23 protein-coding genes are annotated in these 22,173 nt (G+C 59.7%); 7 read left to right on the top strand and 16 right to left on the bottom strand.

The window, feature by feature from the left end; all coding sequences use genetic code 11:
• Positions 1-66 precede the first annotated feature (66 nt).
• Entirely contained in the window at positions 67-288 is a 222-nt protein-coding gene (locus EC915_RS08120; protein WP_133750007.1) for a DUF6316 family protein, read from the top strand.
• 2 nt (positions 289-290) lie between these two features.
• Here the strand turns inward: EC915_RS08120 and EC915_RS08115 are convergent, their stop codons facing one another.
• The gene (locus EC915_RS08115; RefSeq protein ID WP_133750006.1) at positions 291-881 is read right to left on the bottom strand and encodes a tRNA-uridine aminocarboxypropyltransferase; all 591 of its coding nucleotides are present in this window, start codon (positions 879-881) and stop codon (positions 291-293) included.
• Between the two features lie 12 nt (positions 882-893).
• Positions 894-1,787, bottom strand: coding sequence for a LysR family transcriptional regulator (locus EC915_RS08110; RefSeq protein WP_133750005.1), 894 nt, complete (start codon positions 1,785-1,787; stop codon positions 894-896).
• 188 nt (positions 1,788-1,975) lie between these two features.
• Between EC915_RS08110 and speB the strand changes: the two genes are divergently transcribed.
• The 3 genes from speB (at position 1,976) to EC915_RS08095 (ending at position 5,132) form a co-directional block, all read left to right on the top strand.
• Entirely contained in the window at positions 1,976-2,926 is a 951-nt protein-coding gene (gene speB, locus EC915_RS08105; RefSeq protein ID WP_133750004.1) for an agmatinase, read from the top strand.
• 271 nt (positions 2,927-3,197) lie between these two features.
• The gene (locus tag EC915_RS08100; protein ID WP_133750003.1) at positions 3,198-4,577 is read left to right on the top strand and encodes a sodium:solute symporter; all 1,380 of its coding nucleotides are present in this window, start codon (positions 3,198-3,200) and stop codon (positions 4,575-4,577) included.
• A gap of 264 nt (positions 4,578-4,841) precedes the next feature.
• Positions 4,842-5,132, top strand: coding sequence for a hypothetical protein (locus EC915_RS08095; protein ID WP_133750002.1), 291 nt, complete (start codon positions 4,842-4,844; stop codon positions 5,130-5,132).
• Between the two features lie 150 nt (positions 5,133-5,282).
• Here EC915_RS08095 and EC915_RS25435 read toward each other — a convergent pair whose 3' ends face one another.
• From EC915_RS25435 to rmuC, 3 genes are all read right to left on the bottom strand, one after another.
• Positions 5,283-5,408 carry a PA1414 family protein gene (locus tag EC915_RS25435; protein ID WP_305955382.1) on the bottom strand — a complete coding sequence of 42 codons (126 nt, stop codon included), beginning with the start codon at positions 5,406-5,408 and terminating at the stop codon, positions 5,283-5,285.
• Between the two features lie 198 nt (positions 5,409-5,606).
• Entirely contained in the window at positions 5,607-7,055 is a 1,449-nt protein-coding gene (locus tag EC915_RS08090) for an NCS1 family nucleobase:cation symporter-1 (protein ID WP_133750001.1), read from the bottom strand.
• Between the two features lie 354 nt (positions 7,056-7,409).
• On the bottom strand, positions 7,410-8,774 hold the full coding sequence (rmuC, locus tag EC915_RS08085) for a DNA recombination protein RmuC (protein ID WP_166650951.1): 1,365 nt from the start codon (positions 8,772-8,774) through the stop codon (positions 7,410-7,412).
• A 1,096-nt stretch (positions 8,775-9,870) separates the two neighbouring features.
• On the opposite strand from rmuC, the gene EC915_RS08080 reads away from it, so the two are divergent.
• From EC915_RS08080 to EC915_RS08070, 3 genes are all read left to right on the top strand, one after another.
• Entirely contained in the window at positions 9,871-10,095 is a 225-nt protein-coding gene (locus EC915_RS08080; protein ID WP_133749999.1) for a hypothetical protein, read from the top strand.
• 278 nt (positions 10,096-10,373) lie between these two features.
• The gene (locus EC915_RS08075) at positions 10,374-10,865 is read left to right on the top strand and encodes a hypothetical protein (RefSeq protein WP_133749998.1); all 492 of its coding nucleotides are present in this window, start codon (positions 10,374-10,376) and stop codon (positions 10,863-10,865) included.
• Positions 10,866-11,005: 140 nt separating this feature from the next.
• On the top strand, positions 11,006-12,298 hold the full coding sequence (locus EC915_RS08070) for an OmpP1/FadL family transporter (RefSeq protein ID WP_133749997.1): 1,293 nt from the start codon (positions 11,006-11,008) through the stop codon (positions 12,296-12,298).
• Positions 12,299-12,406: 108 nt separating this feature from the next.
• Here the strand turns inward: EC915_RS08070 and EC915_RS08065 are convergent, their stop codons facing one another.
• The 11 genes from EC915_RS08065 to cobO all read right to left on the bottom strand — a co-directional run bounded on the left by EC915_RS08065 (position 12,407) and on the right by cobO (position 22,066).
• Complete coding sequence (locus tag EC915_RS08065; RefSeq protein WP_133749996.1) at positions 12,407-12,958, bottom strand: glutathione peroxidase; 552 nt, start codon at positions 12,956-12,958, stop codon at positions 12,407-12,409.
• Positions 12,959-13,042: 84 nt separating this feature from the next.
• Entirely contained in the window at positions 13,043-13,774 is a 732-nt protein-coding gene (locus EC915_RS08060) for an adenosylcobinamide-GDP ribazoletransferase (protein ID WP_133749995.1), read from the bottom strand.
• Positions 13,775-14,347, bottom strand: a complete 573-nt coding sequence (gene cobC / locus EC915_RS08055; RefSeq protein ID WP_133749994.1) for an alpha-ribazole phosphatase family protein — start codon at positions 14,345-14,347, stop codon at positions 13,775-13,777.
• Complete coding sequence (gene cobT, locus EC915_RS08050; RefSeq protein ID WP_133749993.1) at positions 14,344-15,396, bottom strand: nicotinate-nucleotide--dimethylbenzimidazole phosphoribosyltransferase; 1,053 nt, start codon at positions 15,394-15,396, stop codon at positions 14,344-14,346. Before cobT ends, cobC begins: the two co-directional genes overlap by 4 nt.
• Positions 15,393-15,914: a bifunctional adenosylcobinamide kinase/adenosylcobinamide-phosphate guanylyltransferase gene (cobU, locus tag EC915_RS08045; RefSeq protein ID WP_133749992.1), complete on the bottom strand. Its 522-nt coding sequence runs from the start codon at positions 15,912-15,914 to the stop codon at positions 15,393-15,395. Before cobU ends, cobT begins: the two co-directional genes overlap by 4 nt.
• Positions 15,902-17,392, bottom strand: coding sequence for a cobyric acid synthase (locus EC915_RS08040; RefSeq protein WP_133749991.1), 1,491 nt, complete (start codon positions 17,390-17,392; stop codon positions 15,902-15,904). Before EC915_RS08040 ends, cobU begins: the two co-directional genes overlap by 13 nt.
• Entirely contained in the window at positions 17,389-18,393 is a 1,005-nt protein-coding gene (gene cobD, locus EC915_RS08035; RefSeq protein WP_133749990.1) for a threonine-phosphate decarboxylase CobD, read from the bottom strand. The genes EC915_RS08040 and cobD overlap by 4 nt, the downstream gene beginning before the upstream one ends.
• Positions 18,386-19,294: an adenosylcobinamide-phosphate synthase CbiB gene (gene cbiB / locus EC915_RS08030; RefSeq protein WP_133749989.1), complete on the bottom strand. Its 909-nt coding sequence runs from the start codon at positions 19,292-19,294 to the stop codon at positions 18,386-18,388. The genes cobD and cbiB overlap by 8 nt, the downstream gene beginning before the upstream one ends.
• Positions 19,291-19,941: a 5,6-dimethylbenzimidazole synthase gene (bluB, locus tag EC915_RS08025; RefSeq protein WP_133749988.1), complete on the bottom strand. Its 651-nt coding sequence runs from the start codon at positions 19,939-19,941 to the stop codon at positions 19,291-19,293. Before bluB ends, cbiB begins: the two co-directional genes overlap by 4 nt.
• Before the next feature lie 207 nt (positions 19,942-20,148).
• Positions 20,149-21,444, bottom strand: coding sequence for a cobyrinate a,c-diamide synthase (locus EC915_RS08020; protein WP_133749987.1), 1,296 nt, complete (start codon positions 21,442-21,444; stop codon positions 20,149-20,151).
• Between the two features lie 10 nt (positions 21,445-21,454).
• Positions 21,455-22,066, bottom strand: a complete 612-nt coding sequence (cobO, locus tag EC915_RS08015; protein ID WP_133749986.1) for a cob(I)yrinic acid a,c-diamide adenosyltransferase — start codon at positions 22,064-22,066, stop codon at positions 21,455-21,457.
• Positions 22,067-22,173: the final 107 nt, after the last annotated feature.

Raw genomic sequence — 22,173 nt, 5'->3', positions numbered from 1 at the left:
GGCTAAGACCTAACGATTAGCCGTTCTGAGCTATCCCCATCCACAGTCTTAAGACCGGAGAAGACTATGTTGAGCAAGCGTGAGCAAGACCTTCAGACCGCCGTTCACTTTCGCAGCGATCGCGTCTCGCGCATCAACGGTCTGTATTTCTTCAGCACCCGTGAGAACACTCTCGAAGGGCCCTTCTCTACCAAAGAAGATGCCGAGCGTGAAAGCGACGCCTACATTCGCCGCGTGCAAACGGGCAATGCATCAGCGCCTGAGCCCGCGCCCTCGTTCAACGGCTGAGTTCAACCATGGTTGCGCCGAAAGGTTTCCTCGCCCATCGCCGCAATCTGCCCCTCGATCAAGACCTCGAAAGGCCGTAGCAACGCCTGAAATGTGCGCTCCGGCTCAAGGGTCTCTAGCGCATGGGTAATAGCTTCCAGGGTCGATAACGCATCCGGAGCTGGCGCCTTGCGAATGCGATACCGCGACGCTGGCGCGCTTTCCAGTGTCACTCTGGGCAGTGCCGCCAGCAGCGGGTTGAGGTGCAGCAGCTTTCGCGCCTTGCGCCATGTGCCGTCCGGAACTACCAGCAAGGTGTGCTCCGAATCGACCTTTTGTTCGGTGAGCGCGGTGGCGCCCTCGCCCGGAAACAACAATCTTGGCTGGTAACCAGGCACATTCAGCCATGGGGCGAGGTTTTCGAACACCTCGCCAACCAGCAACTGCGCGTTACTCAGCCCAAGTGCTGCCAGCCGAGCGGTATTGAGCGCGTGGTTGACCTCACTGGGATGCTGCAGAATCAGCACGCGGGTGCGGCTTTCAAGGCGCGGGATCAGCGCGCACAAGCAATGTCCTTCCGGACGATGGCAGCGCTGGCAACAGGCACGTGGCATGTTCGAAACTTCCTAAAGCGGATTGAGCTGGGCTTTGAGCAGATCGCGGAAGGTCTGGATCAGCGGTTCGCGACTGCGCCCGCGCCGCAGGATCATCGAAAACGGCGCCTGATAGCCGAATGTGGCTGGCAACAATACACGTAGATGCCCCGAATCGACCCACGATTGGGCGTAGTGCTCCGGCAGGTAACCGATGTAGGCGCCGGAAAGCACGAGAATCAGTTGAGCCTCCATACTCTCCACGGTCGCCGCGCTGTGTTTGAAACCATGCCGGGCCAGCTCCGCCTGACTCCAGTAGCCGCGACCGACCATGCGTTGCTGGGTGATCACCGGCTCCGGGATGCGCCGCTCGACGAACAATGGATGGCGGTTACTGCAATACAGCCAATGTTGCTCACGATAAAGCGGCTGATACAGCAACCCGTTCATGCGGGTGGAAAACGAGCCGATGGCCAGGTCCAGCCGGTTGTCCAGCACACCGAGCTGCAATTCGTACGGGCTCATGACCGAAAGGTGCAAATGCACCGCCGGATGTTCTTCACTGTAGGCGCCAATCACTTCGGCGAACGGCAATGCGCGGTCGCTGACGGTCGAGTCCAGCACGCCGAGGTTCAAGGTGCCACGCAGCTCGCCCTTGAGCGCAGCGGCATACAGTTCAAAGCCTTCCAACTCGCCGAGCAGGCGCAGGGTTTCCTGGTGAAACAGCTCGCCTTTGCTGGTCAGACTGAACCCGCCACGGCCGCGATGGCATAGCACGATGCCCAGCGCCGACTCCAGCTGGCTCATGTAAGTGCTGATGGCCGAGGTCGACAGGTTCAGCTCCTGCTGAGCGCTGGCGAAGCCTTGATGACGCACCACGCAAACGAAGATGCGCAGCAGTTTCAGATCGGGTAATGAGTGGGCCATGGAAGTACCGGGACAATCGTGTGCACGTATCGGATAGACGCAATGCGCGGCAGCTTAACCTGATTTTCCCGATAGTTCAGAAATCTCTGAACTAAGTATTTTGCCTCAGCGATTGTTCGCAGCACCGGTGGTTCGCAGAATCCGCTCCAGCCCTACAACTATTAATAACTCACCGATGAGGCAATCCTGTGGACAAGATTTTCCACCAACCACTGGGCGGCAACGAAATGCCGCGCTTCGCCGGCATCGCAACCATGATGCGTCTGCCCCACCTGCAATCGGCCGCCGGCCTGGATGCCGCCTTCGTCGGCGTGCCGCTGGACATTGGCACCTCGCTGCGCGCCGGCACCCGTTTCGGACCTCGTGAAATCCGCGCCGAATCGGTGATGATTCGCCCCTACAACATGGCCACGGGCGCTGCACCTTTTGACTCGCTGTCGGTTGCCGACATCGGTGACGTCGCAATCAACACCTTTAACCTGCTGGATGCAGTGCGCATCATTGAGGAGGCTTACGATGGCTTCCTCGCGCACGGCATCATCCCCCTGACTCTGGGTGGCGATCACACCATCACCCTGCCCATCCTGCGTGCCATACATAAGAAACACGGCAAGGTTGGCCTGGTGCACATCGACGCTCATGCCGACGTCAATGACCACATGTTCGGCGAGAAGATCGCCCACGGCACCACGTTCCGCCGCGCGGTGGAAGAGGGTCTGCTGGACTGCGATCGTGTCGTGCAGATCGGTCTGCGTGCTCAAGGCTACACCGCCGAAGACTTCAACTGGAGCCGCAAACAGGGCTTCCGCGTGGTTCAGGCCGAAGAGTGCTGGCACAAGTCGCTCGGGCCGCTGATGGCTGAAGTCAGGGAGAAAGTCGGCGGCGGTCCGGTTTACCTGAGCTTCGACATCGACGGCATCGACCCCGCCTGGGCACCCGGGACCGGCACCCCGGAAATCGGCGGCCTGACCACCATTCAAGCCATCGAGATCATTCGCGGCTGCCAGGGCCTGGACCTGATCGGTTGCGACCTGGTGGAAGTCTCACCGCCCTACGACACCACTGGCAACACCTCGTTGCTGGGCGCCAATCTGCTGTACGAAATGCTCTGCGTGCTGCCGGGGGTAGCGCACCGCTAGACGCTAGCGATCCGTCCAATACCCTCGGGGAAAGCTACCACGTGTGGGAGCAGCCCCATGCTGCGCAGCGCATTCATTCGCCAGACGCCGGTACAGGCAATGCATGTCCATTGCCTGCCCGACCGCATCGCGGATCACTTCGCTGCCACAGGTTCCGGGCACGCCATACATCGGCACTTCAAATAAACAGGAAAACTCAACCGCTAACGGCCTCAGCCATGTCAGCCGGATGAGCGCGACTCACTATAAAAACAATGATTGGAGACACTCCATGGCTTTAGATATTTTCGTCGTGCTGATCTACGCGGCCGGCATGCTGGTGCTGGGCTGGTACGGCATGCGCAAGGCCAAGACCCACGAAGATTACCTGGTTGCCGGACGCAACCTTGGACCGAGTCTGTACATGGGCACCATGGCAGCCACGGTACTGGGTGGCGCCTCCACGGTCGGCACCGTGCGTCTGGGTTACGTTTACGGAATTTCCGGTTTCTGGCTATGCGCCGCACTGGGCGCCGGGATCATCGCGCTGAACCTGTTCCTCGCCAAGCCGTTACTCAAGCTGCGCATCTTCACCGTCACCCAGGTCCTTGAAAAACGCTATAACCCAATGGCTCGTCAGGCCAGCGCGGTGATCATGCTCGCCTACGCGCTGATGATTGGCGTGACCTCGATTCTGGCCATTGGCACCGTGATGCAGGTGCTCTTCGATCTGCCGTTCTGGATGTCAGTGCTTCTGGGCGGCGGCGTGGTCGTGGTGTATTCGACCATTGGCGGTATGTGGTCGCTGACCCTCACCGACATCGTGCAGTTCGTAATCAAGACCGTCGGCCTGATGTTCATTCTGCTGCCGATCTGTCTATACCGTGTTGGGGGCTGGGACCAACTCGTCGCCAAGCTACCAGCAGCGAGCTTCAGCTGGACCACCATCGGCTGGGACACCATCATCACCTACTTCCTGATCTACTTTTTCGGCATCCTCATCGGTCAGGACATCTGGCAGCGCGTGTTCACCGCCCGCAACGAGAAGGTCGCGCAGTATGCAGGCTCCATTGCTGGCATTTACTGCATTATCTACGGACTGGTCTGCGCGCTGATCGGCATGACAGCACACGTATTGCTGCCGGATCTGGCCAACGTCAACACCGCCTTCGCGGCCATCGTCAAAGCTTCACTGCCTGACGGAATTCGCGGTTTGGTGATCGCAGCAGCCCTGGCCGCGATGATGTCGACCGCAAGCGCCGGACTGCTTGCAGCATCCACGACCCTGACCGAAGACTTGCTGCCAAAACTGCGAGGTGGGAAGCAATCGAGCCTGGGCATCAACCGCCTGTTCACCGCACTGACCGGTATCGTCGTGCTGGCGATCGCACTGGTGGTGAACGACGTGATCAGCGCCTTGACCCTGGCCTACAACCTGCTGGTGGGTGGCATGCTGATTCCGCTGATCGGCGCCATCTTCTGGAAGCGTGCCACCACCGCTGGCGCCATCACCAGCATGGGTCTGGGCTTCGTCACGGCATTGGTGTTCATGCTCAAGGATGGCCTGGACGCCAATACGCCGATCTACTACAGCCTGGCGATCGGCTTGCTGAGCTTCGTAATAGTCAGCGCAGTGTCGCCAAGGCCAGCTTCGGTAGCCAGCGCTGCCTGAGCGGATTCTGATCGGCGGTGATGCCGTCGAGTAGATCAAAGGACGCCTCAGGGCGTCCTTTTTCATGAGCCGGTTACAAAATTTCATCGAGGAGGGAGCGGCCGCGCGCACCGAACATGGACTAGCCTAGTTCAGGACAGTACCTTATCGACGCACCTGAACGAGGTGATTCAGCAAACAGGGCAGTATCAGGCTGTCACCTGACGCCCCTCTGTATGTGAAGTCAGGGTAACTTTGGAACGGCATCAATAGCAGGGGCCCATCATGGACCGTCTCGAAATTCAGCAGCACGTCCTGGACACTCTCGGGAAGATCCTCATCGATAAATCAGTCATCCAGGGACAAGAGGACGTGCTGGTGAGCGCCCTCGAACTGGATGAAGAGGATTTCGCTGAATTCTTCGCCGATCTGCAGAGCAGGTTTCACATTCAGTTACCGATCCGGATCAAATCGGACCTGTCACATTTACCGGAACATCCGGATTACAGCCAACTGAGGCTGCAGGGTCTCATTGATCTGATTCTGCTGAAGATGACAAGCGAGGAATCTCGCTGAACGCAAATAGGTCCCCTTCGCAGGCACGAGGGGTTGTTGAAAAGAAGGAAAACCGGTTACTCGCCTCTAACTGCAAGCCAAAGCGGCGTACAGCGCGAGCGGTCTATCTGGCGATACACCGCTGTTTACGGGTTTAAACCAAGCGATTGCTCAACGACGCGGACGGCGCCGCTCATCATCGTCGGACCGGACAGGAATCGGTTGCAATTTAGGTCGCTCGATCAAGCCTAATGCAACACCTACGTCGTGCAGCCATTCTTGCAATTTACTGTTCATATAGACGCCCCTTCAGGGAAATGCTGGCAGCCAACTTCTGGTCCGCTTAACGCAAATCATAGTGCCAAGGTGCACTTTACGCCTGCTACGGAGTGTCGCGTCAGGAAATTTTCCCATTCTTTACGTTCGGACATTTCCATGTAGCAATTGCCAAGCCTCACGCGACCAGCGACACCGCCGCTGGCCGCGCCCTTTTTGTCACGATGCGACAGGTGCTAATGACGCACCTTCGTGAGCCTGACTGCGGCGGGCAAATATAAAGAACAGCGCGCCACCCAGAAAACAGCCGGTGAACCACGCAAAGTTGGCCATGGGCTGCAGGGCGGGAATAAAAGTGATCGCGATGCCTGCCAGAGTGGCCAGAATCAACGCCTTAACTGCGGCATAGTTGACCCCGCCGGTATACCAGTAGCGACCCTGCGGGCCATCGTTGAAGAGCGAATCGACGTCAATCTGCTGCTTCTTGATGACGTAGTAATCCACCAGCAGGATGCCGAACAACGGGCCGATGAATGCCGCCAGCACATCCAGGGTGTAATGGATAACCGCCGGGTTATTGAACAGGTTCCACGGCGTGATGAAGATCGAGGCCACTGCCGCGATCATGCCGCCCATGCGCCAGCTGATCTTGCTGGGCGCGACGTTGGCGAAATCGAATGCCGGGGATACGAAATTGGCCACGATGTTGATGCCGATGGTGGCGGTAACGAAAGCGAATGCACCTAGCAATACCGCTACTTCGTTATCAATACGGGCGACCGTGGCGATCGGGTCATGAAGCATTTCACCAAACACCGGCAAAGTGCCAGACACGATAACGACAGTTACCAGTGAGAACGCGAGAAAGTTGACCGGCAAGCCCCAGAAGTTACCTCGGCGCACCTGCGACATGCTCCGGCAGTAGCGACTGAAATCTCCAAAATTCAGCGTAGGGCCAGAGAAATACGAGACCACCAGCGCCGTTGCCACGACCACTTGCCAGGCAGCTTCCCACCCGGTCAGGGATTTCTCGGACAAAGTGAAGCTGATATTGGCCCAGCCTGCCTTCCAGACAATCCATCCGGCCAGCAGGAACATCACCGCATACACCACCGGTCCTGCCCAATCGGTAAACCGGCGAATCGAATCCATACCGGTCCAGAACACTGCGGCCTGGACCAACCAGAGGGCCAGAAATCCGAACCAGCCTAGGTAGGATAAGCCTGCGAAATGCGGATCGGCATACACCGCCATTTGTGGGAAAAATCGCAGAACCACAATGATCAAAGCGCTGGAGGCCAGATAGGTCTGCACGCCGTACCAGGCCACGGCGATCAGCCCGCGAATCACCGCTGGAATATTCGCGCCGAAGACACCAAATGCCAGTCGGCAGATCACCGGGTATGGTACCGCCGCCTGTTGACTCGGTTTGGCGAGCAGATTTGCAATTACCTGAATGATGCAAATGCCCGCCAGTAGCGCGATCAGCACCTGCCAGCTCGCCAGACCCAGTGCGAACAGGCTGGCGGCAAACACATACCCCCCGACGCTGTGCACGTCGCTCATCCAGAAGGCAAAAATGTTGTACCAGGTCCACTTCTGCGGCAAGGGCCCCAGATCCTGGTTATATAAACGCGGGCTGTAGCCCTCGGGTATTGATTCGGTCATCGCATTTCTCCCTGAGAAAACCAGCTGCTTCCCGTGTAGGCATTGCACACTGCGTACGGGAGATAGCCTGGGTTGTATACGAATCACTAGGCAGAATGCGTGCCAGTAGAATTTTCGACGCGGTGAGAACGCGCCGGGTCGGGGTTTTACAAGCGATCAATGTGAATGAGCAGCATCAATTTTTCAGAACTGATGAACAGACTCGCCCACTCTGAGTGCATCGATGCGTGATGGCGGTGCATGGTTGAGGCATGCGGTTTGAAAGGACCAAACGCAAAATCTTGTATACATGTATTCAAAATACTGGCTGTGAAGCACTCAGCCGGGTGGTGCAAAACATCCTCCGGTTGCGACCTACTCAGGCAGCTTCACCAGTCCATCCTCATCGGTCATTGCCCGCTCCAGCAGATCGGTGGGCAGGTTTTTGCTCGCCCGCGCGCCAAGCAGCTTGAGTTGCTCGCTGCGGCTGACCAGGTTGCCACGCCCCTCAACCAGCTTGTTGCGCGCAGCGCCGTAGGCTTTATCAAGTTGCTGCAGACGGCTGCCGACCTCATCCAGATCCTGAATGAACAGCACGAACTTGTCGTACAGCCAGCCTGCGCGCTCGGCAATTTCCCGGGCGTTCTGACTCTGGCGCTCCTGCTTCCAGAGGCTGTCGATGACCCGCAGCGTGGCCAGCAGCGTGGTCGGACTGACAATCACGATATTGCGGTCGAAGGCTTCCTGAAACATGTTCGGTTCCGCCTGCAGTGCTGCGGAAAACGCTGCTTCGATAGGTACGAACAGCAACACGAAATCCAGGCTGTGCAACCCTTCCAGACGTTTGTAATCCTTGCCGGACAAACCCTTGACGTGGTTGCGCAGTGATAAGACGTGCTGTTTCAAGGCAACCTGTGCGATCACGTCGTCATCGGCCGACACATATTGCTGGTACGCCGTAAGACTGACCTTGGCATCGACCACGACCTGCTTGTCGCCCGGCAGCATGATCAGGACATCCGGCTGGAATCGCTCGCCATCCGGCCCCTTGAGGCTAACCTGCGTCTGGTATTCGCGGCCCTTCTCCAGCCCGGCGTGCTCCAACACCCGTTCCAGGATCAGCTCACCCCAGTTGCCTTGAGTTTTCTGGCCCTTGAGCGCCCGGGTCAGGTTGGTGGCTTCGTCGCTCAAGCGTTGGTTGAGCACCTGCAGACGTTCCAGCTCCTTGCCCAGCGAGAAACGCTCCCGCGCCTCCTGCTGATAGCTTTCTTCAACACGTTTTTCGAACGACTGAATCCGCTCTTTCAGCGGGTTGAGCAACTGGCCCAACTGCTGCTGACTGGTTTCGGCGAAACGTTGTTCGCGCTCATCGAAGATCTTCCCGGCAAGCTCGGCAAACTGGGCCCGCAACTCATCCCGCGAACCCTGCAGATCGCTCAGACGCTGCTGATGGCTTTCCTGTTGTTCACGCAACTCCGCGTCAAGGGAAGCACACTGCGCGCCCAGGCGCCGCAATTCAGCCTCCTTAAGAGCACGCTCCTGCCCCCAGTCCTCCTGCGCAAGGCGAGCTGTATCCTGCTGCAAACGCAGGAGTTCGACCTCTCGGCGCAAGGCCGCAAGCTCCGCTTGCTTCACTGCATTGGCCTGCGATAAATCGCTGATCTCGTCACGGCAGGCATCCAACTGTGCATTCAAACCGTCCTGGGCCATTTGTGCATTGCTCAAGCGCTCGTCCAGCAATGTCGCCTGCGCCTCATGCCGGGCAATCCGGCGTTGCAGTTGCCAGGCCAGCGCCAGCAAAGGCAATGCCGCCACCGCCAATCCCAGCAGCAGGCTGGTGAGGTCCAAAGCCATAAAATTCTCCAACTCAAATCGATGCTGGCGGCATTATGCGCAGAACCTGTGCTGACGTCAGATTCAGGTTCGGGCCATACCCGAAAGAAAGGCCGAATCTTCGTCTGATTGAAGCAAAGGCGCGGGTTAGAGCGAGCGCCCGGGACAATCCACAGAAGCTGTGGATAAGTCAGTGGACAACCTCCCTTGAACCCTCGCAAACGCCGATAGAATGGGGCTTGCGTTCAAACTGACGATTTTTTCACCAGAAAAAAAAACGATGCTTTTCATTGACTTAATAAATCGCTGACTGAAATCAAGCTGTTAGGAGGGAATGTGACAGTGAGATAACAGCTAATGGCTCTAATGTGCACAAGTCAATTTCCCTTCGCTATAAGCACATGTTCAGAAAGAAGCCGAAATCGCTTTACACCGACAAGAGGAGTCTATAGCCCGCTGAAAAAACATGTCGGCACGTATCAGCGCGATACCTAAATGCCGAATACCCGCACATCCAGCCGCAGAACAACATTCGTGCACCACACCTCTTGCGCTGCGTTTTCAAATCGAATAAAATCGCCGCCGTTAGTACCAAGCTGAAAGTCAATTCTGATCGAACAAATCCTTGGATCCATCTGTGCCTTCAAGCAGACGGACTAAAAAACGGGATCGATCACCTCGATGGTTTCCAGACATGAACTCGCACGACCTGCCGAAAACGGAGGTGTGGAGAAGCAATCATGGTCTGCTCAAACCAGCCTGCAAATTGATCAGGATCTTCACCTGGAGCATCGAACCTTTGCTCCTGTCGTGTTGCCTGCCCTCCGAAGTACCTACCAGTCAGCCCAGCGCTACACGATAACCGCGCTTCAACTGGCTGCTTTTGTTCCAGACAGGTTCTGCGCCCTGCCCTGACTCGCATTCGAGCATCGGCCCGCGTTTACTGGAACGTTTTTATTTTGCACGCCTCTGATTGCGTGTCGATTCAGGAAACACCATAACCATGACTACCCATGTCCAGACTCAAAATGCTATTCGCACCCTAACCAACGCTTTCGCGCCTATGAACTGCCTGATCATGGCGGCTCGCAAAGGCTGTTTCAGCTTCACGATCGTCAACGAACACGGCATCGCCCGTCACAGTGAACGCCTCTACCCCGATCAGTACTCCAGCGCCGAACCGCTGCAGGCCATAATTGACCGGACACGTCAGGCATTAACCGCCTGATACCGTTCGTCGGGTAAAAAACACGCCGCCGAGCCTCACCCTTAAAAGGTGGGGCTTTTTTGTGCCTGTTTTTTATATGAAAAGCTGTCGCACCGCTCACCATCAGCGAAGAGAAACAGGCTTTAACGATCAGGAAATATCTTAGAAACAGCCCCTTACACGGCAAATATGAGACTACGCTTCAACTCAGGCGGCTATCCCCGCTTCTGGAGGTCCCAGGTTCATTCCCGCTACCAAGCGTCAGGGGCTTCCGGCTCATTGACCTCGCCGAGGGCATTATGGGAATCGCCGCCAGTGAACTGCGCCGTCATGTGATCAGCCCGACGCTGACCTATCTCGGCCGCCACCCTCCAGGAGCAGAATCTTTTCTGCTTGCTGTGGCCGCTACCCAGTCAGCGCTGGGGGCCGAGCTCGACAGTCAAGCCGGGCATGGCTTGTATGGCATTTCCGATGCCCTGCACTACCGCGTATGGGATGGCTATCTGGCCAAAAACCCCGACCTTGCCAGCCTGATCAGAGGCCTGGCCAGTCAGCACGCCTTCCTGACCGGACCGGATCTTGAACTGACGGTCAACCTGCGTTATTCCACCGCAATTGCTTGGATGATGGTGGAAGCGAGTGGCATGACGCTACCCGCCGAAGATAATCTGCTGGGGATGGCGCGAATTTGGCGCAGGATATTTCAGCCGAGTGGCCGGCTGGAGGATTTCACGACAGCCTGGCAAACCTGGGTTCACCCTTTGTTTCAAGCCGAATCAACCATTTTATGACCCGACAGTTTTACGGGAGATAGCAGCACGTTTGCCCGGATTGTCCTACAAAAACAGCTCAGAATCGGGTGAAGCAGCCTATGGCGCGACATCAAAAATATTGGTAATTTCCGCGCGGTGATCAACAAGGAGTTCTAACAATGAAAAAAACAATGATCAAATCCAGCCTCAGCCTCGCCATCACTCTTGCCTCCACCCAGATTTTCGCATCAGGTTTTGCTCTTAACGAGCAGAGCATCAGCGGCATGGGCACTGGTTTTGCAGGCCGTTCCTCTTCCGTCGATGATGCGAGCATCGTCTATGGCAACCCTGCCGGGATGTCGCGCCTCAAGCGCCAACAAGTCACCGTTGGTGTTGCGGCCATCGACGCTTCGACAGATATCAAGGACACCAGCGGCTCTGTTGTGGGGACCAACAAGGGCGACATGGTGCCTTTCACTGCCGTGCCAATGGGTTTCTACGTCAAACCTATCGACGATCAGTGGGCCTTCGGCCTGGGCGTTTATGCGCCGTTTGGTCTGGTGACCGACTACGAGAGCAGCTTCCAGGGCCGTAACTTCGGCAGCAAGAGCCTGGTCAAGGTCGTGACATTCCAGCCGACCGTCAGCTATGCCTTCAATGACAAGGTGTCGATCGGTTTCGGCCCGACGATCAACCATATTTCCGGCGTGCTGGAATCGGCACTCAACGTCAGCCCGCTCCTGGGAGCCCGCACCGGCGACGGCCGCGTTCAAGTCAAAGGCGATGACGTCGGCTATGGCTTCAACGCCGGTGTGTTGGTGCAGGCCACCGATACCACAAGCCTGGGCCTGACCTACCACTCGAAGGTAACTTACAAGCTCGAAGGTCATACTGAAGTCACACCAGGTGCAGGCGTTCCGGCCAACGTGCTGGGTGCTGGGCGATATGACGGCAAGCTGAGCCTGGATACTCCAGAGTCCGTAGACTTCTCGGTTACCCAGAAAATGACCGACGACTGGAAACTCTACGCCGGTGCGACCTGGACTCGCTGGAGCCGCCTGCAGGACATCACCGTTCGCAACTCGGGCGTGACCCGTGCTGGCGGTAATGCAGCGCCTGGCCTGGTGGGCACCATCAGCGAAGAACAGAACTGGCATGACACCTGGGCCTATGCGCTGGGGACTTCCTTCCAACTGAACAAGCAGTGGGTACTGCGTACCGGCCTGACGTTCGACCAGTCGCCAACCAACAACACTGACCGTTCGCCACGCATCCCTACCGGCGACCGTACGATCTTCAGTGTGGGCGCAGGCTACAGCCCGACCGACGACATCACCATCGATGTCGCTTACTCGTACCTTCAGGAAGAAGACATCAAGGTCAATCGCTTGAACGCCTTGGGCCAGTCCTACAACGCGAAGTATGAAAACAGCGCCAACGGTTTCGGCTTGGGCCTGACCTACCGCTTCTGATGGCTTGGGCGTCACAGGTTAATCACCCGTGTGCCATACAGAAAAACCCCGCATCCAGTGATGGTTGCGGGGTTTTTCGTTCAACCTCGAGGACCGTGCTTGCCGGGATCAAGGTGTGGAGGCAATGGCTTTCTCGATCGCAGAAATCAACTCGGGATCGTCCGGCTGGGTCAGGCTGGAAAAACTGGCAATCACATTACCTTTGCGGTCCACCACGTATTTATAGAAATTCCAGCGCGGCGCATTGCTTTGTTCGGCCAGAACCTTGAACAGATTGATCGCATCGGCACCTCGCACCGGTTGCGGCTCGGTCATGGTGAATGTCACACCGTAATTGACATAGCAGACCTTCGCCGTTTCAGCGACGTCTGCGGACTCCTGTTTGAAGTCGTCCGACGGCACGCCCAGCACTTCCAGCCCCTGCCCCTTGAACCGTTGGTTGAGCGCTTCCAGCCCTTTGAACTGCGGCGCAAAGCCACAGAAGCTCGCGGTATTGACGATGACCATCGGCTTGCCCGCGAACTGCTCGCACAGCTCGATATTCTGTTTAGCCCGCAGCTTGGGTAACTCACCCTGTAATAAAGGAGGGCAATCGGCAGCCATGGCTGCGCCGCCCAGATGAAACAACAGGACAGCAAGGCAGATCCAGCGAATATTCATGTCGGCATCCATTCGGGACAAGGAGTCGGTGTCAGGAATACAGGCTAACCCTTGCCACCAAAGGTGCCTAGCGAGCGGGCTCTGTTACATCAGCGCCAGCGTGAGTACCACCAGCAGCTCCAGCAACTCCAGCATCGCCCCCGCCGTATCTCCGGTGCTGCCACCCAGACGCTGCATCATCAGGCGTCGCAGCCAGAAGAATCCTGCCACGACGAACAGCAACACCCACACACCAGCCCAGCCGGATGCGATCACACAGCCAACAGCTGTCGCAGCTAGCGCTTGAAAGCCCATTCTGCGCGGGAGGTGATCGGCCAGCGCCTGCCCCAAGCCACCAGCACGAACATAGGGCGTGCAGAGGAATAACCCCAGCATCGCGGCGCGGCCTATGACCGGTGCCAGCCATAGACCGACACTGTGATGCCCTTCGATCAGGGCCAGAACTGCGCTGAATTTCAGTAACAGGACGATCACCAGTGTCACCACGGCAATCGGCCCGCTGCGCGGGTCCTTCATGATCGTCAGGGTGCGCTCCCGGTCACCGAACCCGCCAAGCCAAGCGTCGGCGCTATCGGCAAGCCCGTCCAGGTGCAGGCCGCCGCTGAGCAGTACCCAGACTGTCAGCAGCAGTGCGGCATGAAGTAATAGGGGCGTGCCGTCGAGAAAAAGGTTAAACGCCATCAGGATCGAACCGAACAGCACTCCCACCAGCGGGTAAAACAACAGCGAACGTCCCAGTGCCTGCGGCTCCGGCATGCCGGGTAGACGAACCGGCAAGCTGCTGAGAAATTGCAGGGCGATCCAGAACGGCAGCATTTATACCTCCGTCAATAGGCCATCGGCATCGACATCAAGCCCGAACAGATCGCCATGACCGACGACCACTTGCAGCAATTGTTCACAAGGCAGCCTGCGGGCCTGAGCCAGCAACAGGCGCATGACCCCGCCATGGCTGATCAGCAGGATGCGCTGGCCGTCGTGGATCTGGTGCAGACGCCGGACAGCACCGCGCACTCGCTCGGAAAACGCCGACACTGGCTCGCCATTGGGCGGAGTGAAGGTGTAGGGATTCTCCCAGAAGCGTCCCAGCCCTTCGGCATCGCTTTCCATCAATTGCGAAGTGCTTACGCCCTCCCAATCGCCGAAATGCAGCTCCTGCAGATCAGGTTCAAACGCCACAGGTAACGACAATTGTGCCGCTAATGCTTCGGCAAATCGCGCACAACGTTGCAGCGGCGAACTGAGGATCAGATCCCACGCAGCGGGCTTGGACACCGCTTGGTGCATCTGCTGCCAGCCTAGTGGGGTCAGGGCGTCATCCAGACTGCCACGCAGCCCCCCGCCGCGTTCGGTTTCGCCATGGCGCAACAGGTCCAGACGCAGGGTCATGCCGGTCGGTCCGCCACTGCCGCTTCGGCGAAGGTCGCCATACCGTTGTGCAACTCGCACGCCAGGCGCAACAGCGGCACCGCCAACGCCGCACCACTGCCCTCGCCCAGCCGCAAGCCCAGCTCCAGAAGCGGCTCGGCCTTCAAGGCTTCCAGCACATGACGATGACCCGGCTCGGCTCCCCGGTGGCCAAAGAACAGCCATTGACGACAAGAAGGATTCAGCCGCACCGCCACCAGCGCCGCCACCGTACAGATGAAGCCGTCCACCAGCGCCACGATCCCTTCCTGCGCACAGGCCAGGTAGGCGCCTGTTAACGCCGCTATTTCAAACCCGCCAAAGGTGCGCAAGCTGCCCAGCGCATCGCCGGATTGGGCTGCATGCAGCTGCAATGCCTGCTCGATGACCTGCACCTTGCGCTGGACCCCTTGAGCATCCAGCCCCGTGCCGGGACCGACCAGAAGCGGTGCCGGGCAATTGAGCAGCGAACAGGCTAGCGCGCTGGCCGCCGTGGTGTTGCCGATCCCCATTTCGCCACCGATAAACAGCTCGGTGCCTGCCGCTTTGGCCCGTTGTACGCTTTCTCGCCCCCCTGCCAGAGCACGTTCAAGTTGCTCCTCAGTCATCGCCGGGGCCTTGGCGAAGTTGGCGGTGCCTGCGCCCAGATTCAGATGGCGCACACCCGGCAGGTTCAGCGGCGAAACGGTGCCCAGGTCGACCACATCCAGCTGGGCGGACAACTGTTTGGCAAGCACACTGATGGCCGCGCCCCCCATGACAAAGTTGTGCAGCATCTGCCCGGTGACTTCCTGCGGATAAGCCGAGACCCCTTCGGCAACCACGCCGTGGTCGCCAGCGAAAATCGCGATCCAGAGCTTATCGACCCTGGGGTTGAGCTGGCCTTGCAGACCGGCCAGTTCAACTGCGACCGCTTCCAGTTGGCCCAATGACCCCGTGGGTTTGGTCAACTGCTGCTGCCGGGCGAGCGCCTGCTCGCGGCTGTCTTGATCGATTTCACGCGCAGGGTTGAGCCACCAGGCATTAGTCATAGTGCGGATCCTTTAAGGGTCATGGGCAGTCCAGCGACGGTGAACACCACCCGCTGACATTGCTCGGCCAGCGCCTGATGCAGCCAGCCGGCTTCATCAACATAGCGACGGGTCAGTTCGCCGAGGGGAACGACACCCAGCCCGGTTTCATTGCTGACGAAAATGATTTGCCCGGGCAATCGCCCCAGGCAGTCGAGTAATGCATCGCGCTCCTGCGCCAGTCGCTGCGGATCGTCCAGCATCAGCAGATTGGTCAGCCACAGGGTCAGGCAGTCGACCAACAGGCAACGATCCGGTGCGGCGTTTTCCTTTAATACGCGAGCCAGTTCGAGCGGTTCCTCGACCAGCCCCCAACTGTCCGGGCGACGCTGACGATGCAGCGCGACCCGTTGGTTCATCTCGCCATCGAGTGACTGACTGGTAGCGATATAGGTGACGTCGAGCCCGCTTTCACCGGCCAGCCTTTCAGCCAACCGACTCTTGCCGGAGCGCGCCCCGCCGAGGATCAATTGCTGCATCGGGCTGGCTCCAGACCACAGAGTTCACGCAGCAGTCTGCCGTCCAGATGTTCCTCGACCAGATCGGCAAGCCGTTCGATATCGCGTTCACGCAAGGCGTGATAATCAACCCGCTGCACGTTCTGCAACCCAGCCCAACCCAACAAGGCGCTGCTGGAGGCCGGGTTTTCGAACAGCCCGTGCAGGTAGGTGCCAAGCACTTGCCCATCGGCACTCTGCGCGCCGTCGCAACGGCCATCGCTAAGCTGCACCAAGGGGTTTTCCAGCGCTGGCCCTGTGGTTACGCCCGCGTGGATCTCGTAACCGGTGACTTGCGCGTCTTGCAGAGTCAGTCGGCCTCGCACGTTGCGCAGTTGTTTTTCCTCAGCCAGTACCGTGCTCAGAGCCAGCAGCCCCAGCCCGGGACTTGAACCGGCTGCGCCCTCAAGGCCCAGTGGGTCATGCAAATGCTCTCCGAGCATCTGCAGCCCGCCGCAGATCCCCAGCACTTTGCCGCCGTAGCGTAAGTGGCGACCGATCGCGGTGGCCCAGCCGTTGCTGCGCAGGTAGGCCAGATCGCTGCGCACGCTTTTGGAACCCGGCAGGATGATCAGATCGGCGGAGGGGATCGGCTGGCCCGGCCCGACAAATTGCAGATTGACCTGCGGATGCAGGCGCAAGGGGTCGAAGTCGGTGTGGTTGCTGATGCGCGGCAACACTGGCACCACCACGTTAAGGACGTGCTCGGCCTTGTCGGTCTGGCGCTGATCGAGACCGTCCTCGGCCTCCAGATGCAGATCCGTGACATAGGGCAACACGCCGACCACCGGTTTGCCGGTGCGCTGCTCCAGCCAGTCCAGGCCCGGTTGGAGCAAGGCGATGTCGCCGCGAAAACGGTTGATGATGAAGCCCTTCACGCGTGCCTGTTCACTGGCAGAAAGCAGCTCCAGAGTGCCGACCAGATGCGCGAAGACGCCGCCGCGATTGATGTCGGCCACCAGCAATACCGGGCAATCCACTGCTTCGGCGAAGCCCATGTTGGCGATGTCGCCCGCTCGCAGATTGATTTCCGCCGGGGACCCCGCCCCTTCGACCATCACCACCGGCCAGCCGGCGCTGAGCCGTTGATGAGAGGCAAGCACCGCCTGCATGGCGATCGCCTTGTAGTCGTGGTAGGCCACAGCGTTCATGGTAGTCACTGCGCGGCCGTGAATGATCACCTGCGCCCCGGTATCGCTGTTGGGTTTGAGCAGCACCGGGTTCATGTCGGTGTGCGGCTCAAGGCCGCACGCCTGGGCCTGCACAGCCTGGGCGCGACCGATCTCGCCCCCGTCGGCAGTCACCGCGCTGTTGAGCGCCATGTTCTGTGGCTTGAACGGCACGGTGCGCACACCCTGGCGTGTCAACCACCGGCACAGTGCGGTCACCAGCGTGCTCTTGCCCGCGTCTGAGGTTGTACCCTGCACCATCAGGGTTTTACTGGCGGATGAAGTGTTCATGCACGCTCCCGGGAAAATGCCCTCAGCGCCTGCTCCAGACGCAGCCAGTCAGCTTCGTCGCGAGGCAGGCCGAAACGCAGGCTGCCATTGTGCGGCGCATCATCGAGAAAAATACGCAGCAGAATCCCGCGCCGGGCGCAGAACTCGTGCAGTTCGGCGGCCCGCGGCGTGATCAGCCATTGAAACAGCGCACAGCCGCCTTGGGGGGCAAGGTCGTATCGGGTCAGCAGCTCGAACAGACGTTGACTGGCCGCTTGCGTACGCGCGCGCTGCCGTTGATGGCCATGGGCATCGTCAAGACAGGCCTGACCGAGAATGCGTGTGGGACCGCTGACCGACCAGGGACCGATCTGCCCGGCCAGCACCTTGAGAAAATGCGATTCGCCAAGAACGAAACCAAGCCGCACCCCGGCCAGCCCAAAAAACTTGCCAAACGAGCGCAAAACGACCAGACCCGGGCGCTGGGTTTCAGCGGCAAGGCTCAACTGCGGCGTGTTGTCCATGAACGCCTCGTCCACCACCAGCCAGCCGCCACGCTGCGCCAGTTTTGCGTGCCACTCAAGCAAGCGCTCGGGCGTCAGGCTCAGCCCTGTGGGATTGTTGGGATTGACCACAACCAGCACGTCAAGAACGTCGATGAAACGCTCGACTTCATGCTCCAGCACTTCGCGCACCAGAAAACCGTTACTGCGCCACGCTTGCGCATGCTCGGCATAACAAGGCGACAAGACGCCGACCTTGCCCGGCTGACGCAAGCGCGGCAACGCCTGAATCGCTGCCTGGGAACCGGCCACCGGTAGTAAATCCGGAGCACCGTAATAACGCCGAGCGGCGTTCTCCAGACCATCGTCGGTTTCTGGCAAACGCGCCCACGCCGACGCAGGGATCGGCGGAATCGGCCACGCCCAGGGCGAGATGCCGCTGGACAGATCAAGCCAGTCCGCCTCGCCGATACCGTATCGGGCCACCACCCCGCGCAACCGGCCACCGTGCTCAAGCATAGAATTCAGTCCCCAGGCATAGAATCAGCAGCCACAGCCACACACCGCGCTGTACCAGCTGCCAGCCTCGGTCTATTGAGTCCGCATCGGCAGGCACACCCTCGCCCAGTTGCGGACGTTGATGCAGCTCGCCGTGATAAATTGCCGCGCCACCCAGTTCCACGCCCAGCGCACCTGCGCCCGCGGCCATGACCGGCCCCGCATTCGGGCTGTCCCATTTCGGCGCCTGTGTGTGCCAGCAGCGCAATGCAAGCCGGGTTTTGCCCAGCAGCGCGTAGGTCAAAGCCACGAGACGCGCAGGAATATAGTTAAGCAGGTCGTCGATTTTCGCCGCTGCCCAGCCGAAACGCTCAAAGCGCTCATTGCGATAGCCCCACATGGCGTCCAGCGTGTTGCTCAGGCGATAGAGCACCACGCCCGGCGCGCCTAATACCACGAACCAGAAGATGGCCGCGAATACCGCGTCGCTGCCGTTCTCCAGAACCGACTCTGTGGCGGCACGGGCGACTTCGGTCGCGTCCAGGTCCGAAGTCTGGCGGCTGACCAGATAGCCCACCCGGCGACGCGCCCCTTCAAGATCATCGCTGCGCAAGGCTTGAGCCACAGGCTCGACGTGTTCTCCCAGGCTGCGCAGGCCCAAGGCACAATACAGCGCAGCTGCTTCCACCAGCCAGCCCACATAAGGCAACCCACTGAAGAACGTCACCAGCAGCGTCAGCGGGACCACCGCGATGAACCAGGCCGTGACCCCGTGACTGCGCCACCCGCGCCCTTGCGTGTTGAAACGGTGCTCGATGCGCTCGGCATATCGACCGAACGCCACCAGCGGGTGGTTTCGTTTTGGCTCACCGAGCAACGCGTCCAGCGCGACCCCGGCAACGCTCAACAACGCCACACTCATGAAGTCACTCCCCATTGGTTCTCGTAGAGCAGTTCGTGCAACGGGCGCGCCTGCGCCCAGCCTTCCAGTACCAGCATCGGCGCCGGATAGAATTCCCTGACCGGCCCCAGACACAGAATCGCCAAGGGTTTCGAGCCGGCCGGCATCTGCAGAAGGTCGGCCAGCGCCTGGGGTTCGAACAGTGACACCCAGCCCATGCCCAGCCCCTCGGCGCGAGCCGCCAGCCACAGGTTCTGGATGGCGCAAGACAACGAGGCCATGTCCATTTCCGGCAAGGTACGACGTCCGAAAATATGTTTCTCGCGATCGTCCATGAGCGCCGCAACCAGCACTTCGGCGCAATCGTTGATGCCTTCGACCTTAAGCGTCATGAAGTCGTCGGAGCGCTCACCGAGGGCTTTTGCAGTGCGTATCCGTTCCGCCTCCACCTGTGCCTGAATCTGTCCGCGCAACTGGCGATCGCTGATCCGGATGAAGCGCCACGGCTGCATCAGCCCGACACTGGGGGCCTGATGCGCGGCCTCCAGCAAACGCGCCAACAGTTCGGGTGCCACCGAACCACCACAGAAATGACGCATGTCCCGGCGCTCGGCGATGGCCCGGTAGACTGCAGCGCGCTCGTCGTCGCTGAAGGTGTGGTCAGTCATGGCGATGACCCCAGCCTGCCTGCTGACCGCGCACATCCGATGCGTGCACAGAACCTGTAGGCGCGAATTCATTCACGAGAGGCCTGGGCATTCGGTACAGGTTCATGGCCTGTGACACCGCTTCGCGAATGAATTCGCTGCCGCGAGGTCCTGCACCCCTGCATACAAACCCGATGAAACAGGCAAAAGAACGTGAGGGAGCATTGTTCATGGCAAAAACAGCGCCGCCAGCGCCTGGGGGTTGGACGGGAAATAAAAATGCACGTACGACGCGGTCGTTCGCCCGTCGCGATACACCGCCTCGGCACCTCGACCGCCATTGGGACTCACGCCACGGGCAATCGGGGTCAGTTCGGTGCTGGTCAGCGAATGGTGATAGGTGTGGCCGCGCAAGGTTCCCTCCGGCAGTTTCACCGATTGCAAGGCCAGTGCCGCCAGACGCTTTTGCATCACTGCCTCGCCATCCAGCAAGCCCACCAACTCGACACGCAAGCCCTCTACGTCAGTCAGCGCGTTGAGCAGGTACAGCATCCCGCCGCACTCGGCCAGTAACGGTTTTCCTGCCTGATGATGCGTGCGGATGGCCCGGAGCATCGAATGGTTTTGCCCCAGCGCCAGGTGATGCAGTTCGGGATAACCGCCAGGCAGGTACAGGCTGTCGGCATCGGGCAATTGCTGATCGCGGATCGGCGAGAAGAACAGCAGTTCGGCGCCCATCGCCCGCAACAAATCAAGACTGGCGTTGTAGGTAAAGGCGAAAGCTTCATCATGGGCGACAGCAATCCGCACGCCTTCGAGCAAAGGCTCGGCAGGCACGATTTCTGGCGCGTCGAATACGACGGCAGGCGGCAGGGTGGCGTCGCAGGTGCCAGCCAGAGCCGCAGCGGCTGCGTCCAGCCGGATGTCCAGGTCGTTGAGTTCATTGGCCTGGACCAGCCCCAGATGGCGGCTCGGCAGCTCGATTGCCGTTTCCCGTGACAGCGCGCCATACCAGCGCAAGCCTTCGGTCAGGCTGCCTTCAAGCAACTGTGCATGCCGTACAGTCCCGACGCGGTTAGCCAGCACCCCGGCGAATGGCAGATCAGGCTGATAGCGCGCCAGCCCCAGGGCCAGCGCCCCGAAGGTCTGTGCCATGGCGGTGCCGTCGATCACGGCCAGCACCGGTACGCCGAAACGTCGCGCCAGATCAGCACTCGAAGGCGTCCCGTCGAACAGGCCCATGACGCCCTCGATCAGGATCAGATCGGCATCGGCGGCGGCTTCCCACAGCAAGCGGCGGCTCTCGTCTTCGCCCACCATCCACATGTCCAACTGATACACGGGGTGGCCGCTGGCGCGCTCCAGAATCATCGGGTCAAGAAAGTCAGGCCCGCATTTGAAAACCCGAACCTTGCGCCCCTGATTGCGATGCAGTCGCGCCAACGCCGCCGTGACCGTGGTCTTGCCCTGCCCGGAAGCAGGCGCGGCGATCAATACCGCAGGGCAATGCCGGGGTTGACTCATGAACGCTCACTCACAGTTCGATGCCCTTCTGCGCCTTGATACCCGCCTGAAACGCGTGCTTGACCACGCCGATGTCGGACACGGTATCGGACAGGTCGATCAGTTCCTGTTTGGCGCCCCGCCCCGTCACTACCACGTGCTGCATCGGTGGCCGCGCCTGCAGATCGCTGAGCACCTGCTCCAGATCCAGATAGCCGTGCTTGAGCGCAATGTTCAGCTCGTCAAGGACCACCAGACCGATCTCGGGATTGCGCAGCAACTCCTGGGTCACGGTCCACGCGGCCTCGGCAGCGGCGATGTCACGCTGACGGTCCTGGGTTTCCCAGGTGAATCCCTCGCCCATGACGTGATAACGCACCTGCTCGGGGAAGCGGCGGAAGAACAGCTCCTCGCCCGTGGCATTGCGGCCTTTGATGAACTGCACCACACCGCACTGCATACCGTGCCCCATGGCCCGCGCGAGCATGCCGAAGGCCGAGCTGCTCTTGCCCTTGCCATTGCCGGTCAGGACCAGCAGCAGGCCGCATTCATTTGGCGCGCTGGCAATGCGCTCGTCCATTACCGCCTTCTTGCGCAGCATGCGCGCCAGGTGGCGTTCGTCACGTTCGGGGGATTCGCTCATCTCAGCTCTCCGCTTGCGGGCAGGTGTGGCAAACGGAGGGTGCAGGCAAAGACTGGCAGCAGGCGCGGGAGCGGGATGGCCCGAGCCTGCGCAGAGCATCGCCCTCC

The organism is Pseudomonas sp. LP_7_YM, from assembly GCF_004364435.1.
Lineage (GTDB): Bacteria > Pseudomonadota > Gammaproteobacteria > Pseudomonadales > Pseudomonadaceae > Aquipseudomonas.
This window is presented reverse-complemented; position numbering and strand designations above follow the sequence as displayed.

Coding starts and splice junctions, on each gene's coding strand:
- EC915_RS08120 (WP_133750007.1), top strand. CDS start 67: ATGTTGAGCAAGCGTGAGCAAGACCTTCAGACCGCCGTTCACTTTCGC.
- EC915_RS08115 (WP_133750006.1), bottom strand. CDS start 881: ATGCCACGTGCCTGTTGCCAGCGCTGCCATCGTCCGGAAGGACATTGC.
- EC915_RS08110 (WP_133750005.1), bottom strand. CDS start 1,787: ATGGCCCACTCATTACCCGATCTGAAACTGCTGCGCATCTTCGTTTGC.
- EC915_RS08100 (WP_133750003.1), top strand. CDS start 3,198: ATGGCTTTAGATATTTTCGTCGTGCTGATCTACGCGGCCGGCATGCTG.
- EC915_RS08095 (WP_133750002.1), top strand. CDS start 4,842: ATGGACCGTCTCGAAATTCAGCAGCACGTCCTGGACACTCTCGGGAAG.
- EC915_RS25435 (WP_305955382.1), bottom strand. CDS start 5,408: ATGAACAGTAAATTGCAAGAATGGCTGCACGACGTAGGTGTTGCATTA.
- EC915_RS08090 (WP_133750001.1), bottom strand. CDS start 7,055: ATGACCGAATCAATACCCGAGGGCTACAGCCCGCGTTTATATAACCAG.
- EC915_RS08080 (WP_133749999.1), top strand. CDS start 9,871: ATGACTACCCATGTCCAGACTCAAAATGCTATTCGCACCCTAACCAAC.
- EC915_RS08075 (WP_133749998.1), top strand. CDS start 10,374: ATGGGAATCGCCGCCAGTGAACTGCGCCGTCATGTGATCAGCCCGACG.
- EC915_RS08070 (WP_133749997.1), top strand. CDS start 11,006: ATGAAAAAAACAATGATCAAATCCAGCCTCAGCCTCGCCATCACTCTT.
- EC915_RS08065 (WP_133749996.1), bottom strand. CDS start 12,958: ATGAATATTCGCTGGATCTGCCTTGCTGTCCTGTTGTTTCATCTGGGC.
- EC915_RS08060 (WP_133749995.1), bottom strand. CDS start 13,774: ATGCTGCCGTTCTGGATCGCCCTGCAATTTCTCAGCAGCTTGCCGGTT.
- cobC (WP_133749994.1), bottom strand. CDS start 14,347: ATGACCCTGCGTCTGGACCTGTTGCGCCATGGCGAAACCGAACGCGGC.
- cobT (WP_133749993.1), bottom strand. CDS start 15,396: ATGACTAATGCCTGGTGGCTCAACCCTGCGCGTGAAATCGATCAAGAC.
- cobU (WP_133749992.1), bottom strand. CDS start 15,914: ATGCAGCAATTGATCCTCGGCGGGGCGCGCTCCGGCAAGAGTCGGTTG.
- EC915_RS08040 (WP_133749991.1), bottom strand. CDS start 17,392: ATGAACACTTCATCCGCCAGTAAAACCCTGATGGTGCAGGGTACAACC.
- cobD (WP_133749990.1), bottom strand. CDS start 18,393: ATGCTTGAGCACGGTGGCCGGTTGCGCGGGGTGGTGGCCCGATACGGT.
- cbiB (WP_133749989.1), bottom strand. CDS start 19,294: ATGAGTGTGGCGTTGTTGAGCGTTGCCGGGGTCGCGCTGGACGCGTTG.
- bluB (WP_133749988.1), bottom strand. CDS start 19,941: ATGACTGACCACACCTTCAGCGACGACGAGCGCGCTGCAGTCTACCGG.
- EC915_RS08020 (WP_133749987.1), bottom strand. CDS start 21,444: ATGAGTCAACCCCGGCATTGCCCTGCGGTATTGATCGCCGCGCCTGCT.
- cobO (WP_133749986.1), bottom strand. CDS start 22,066: ATGAGCGAATCCCCCGAACGTGACGAACGCCACCTGGCGCGCATGCTG.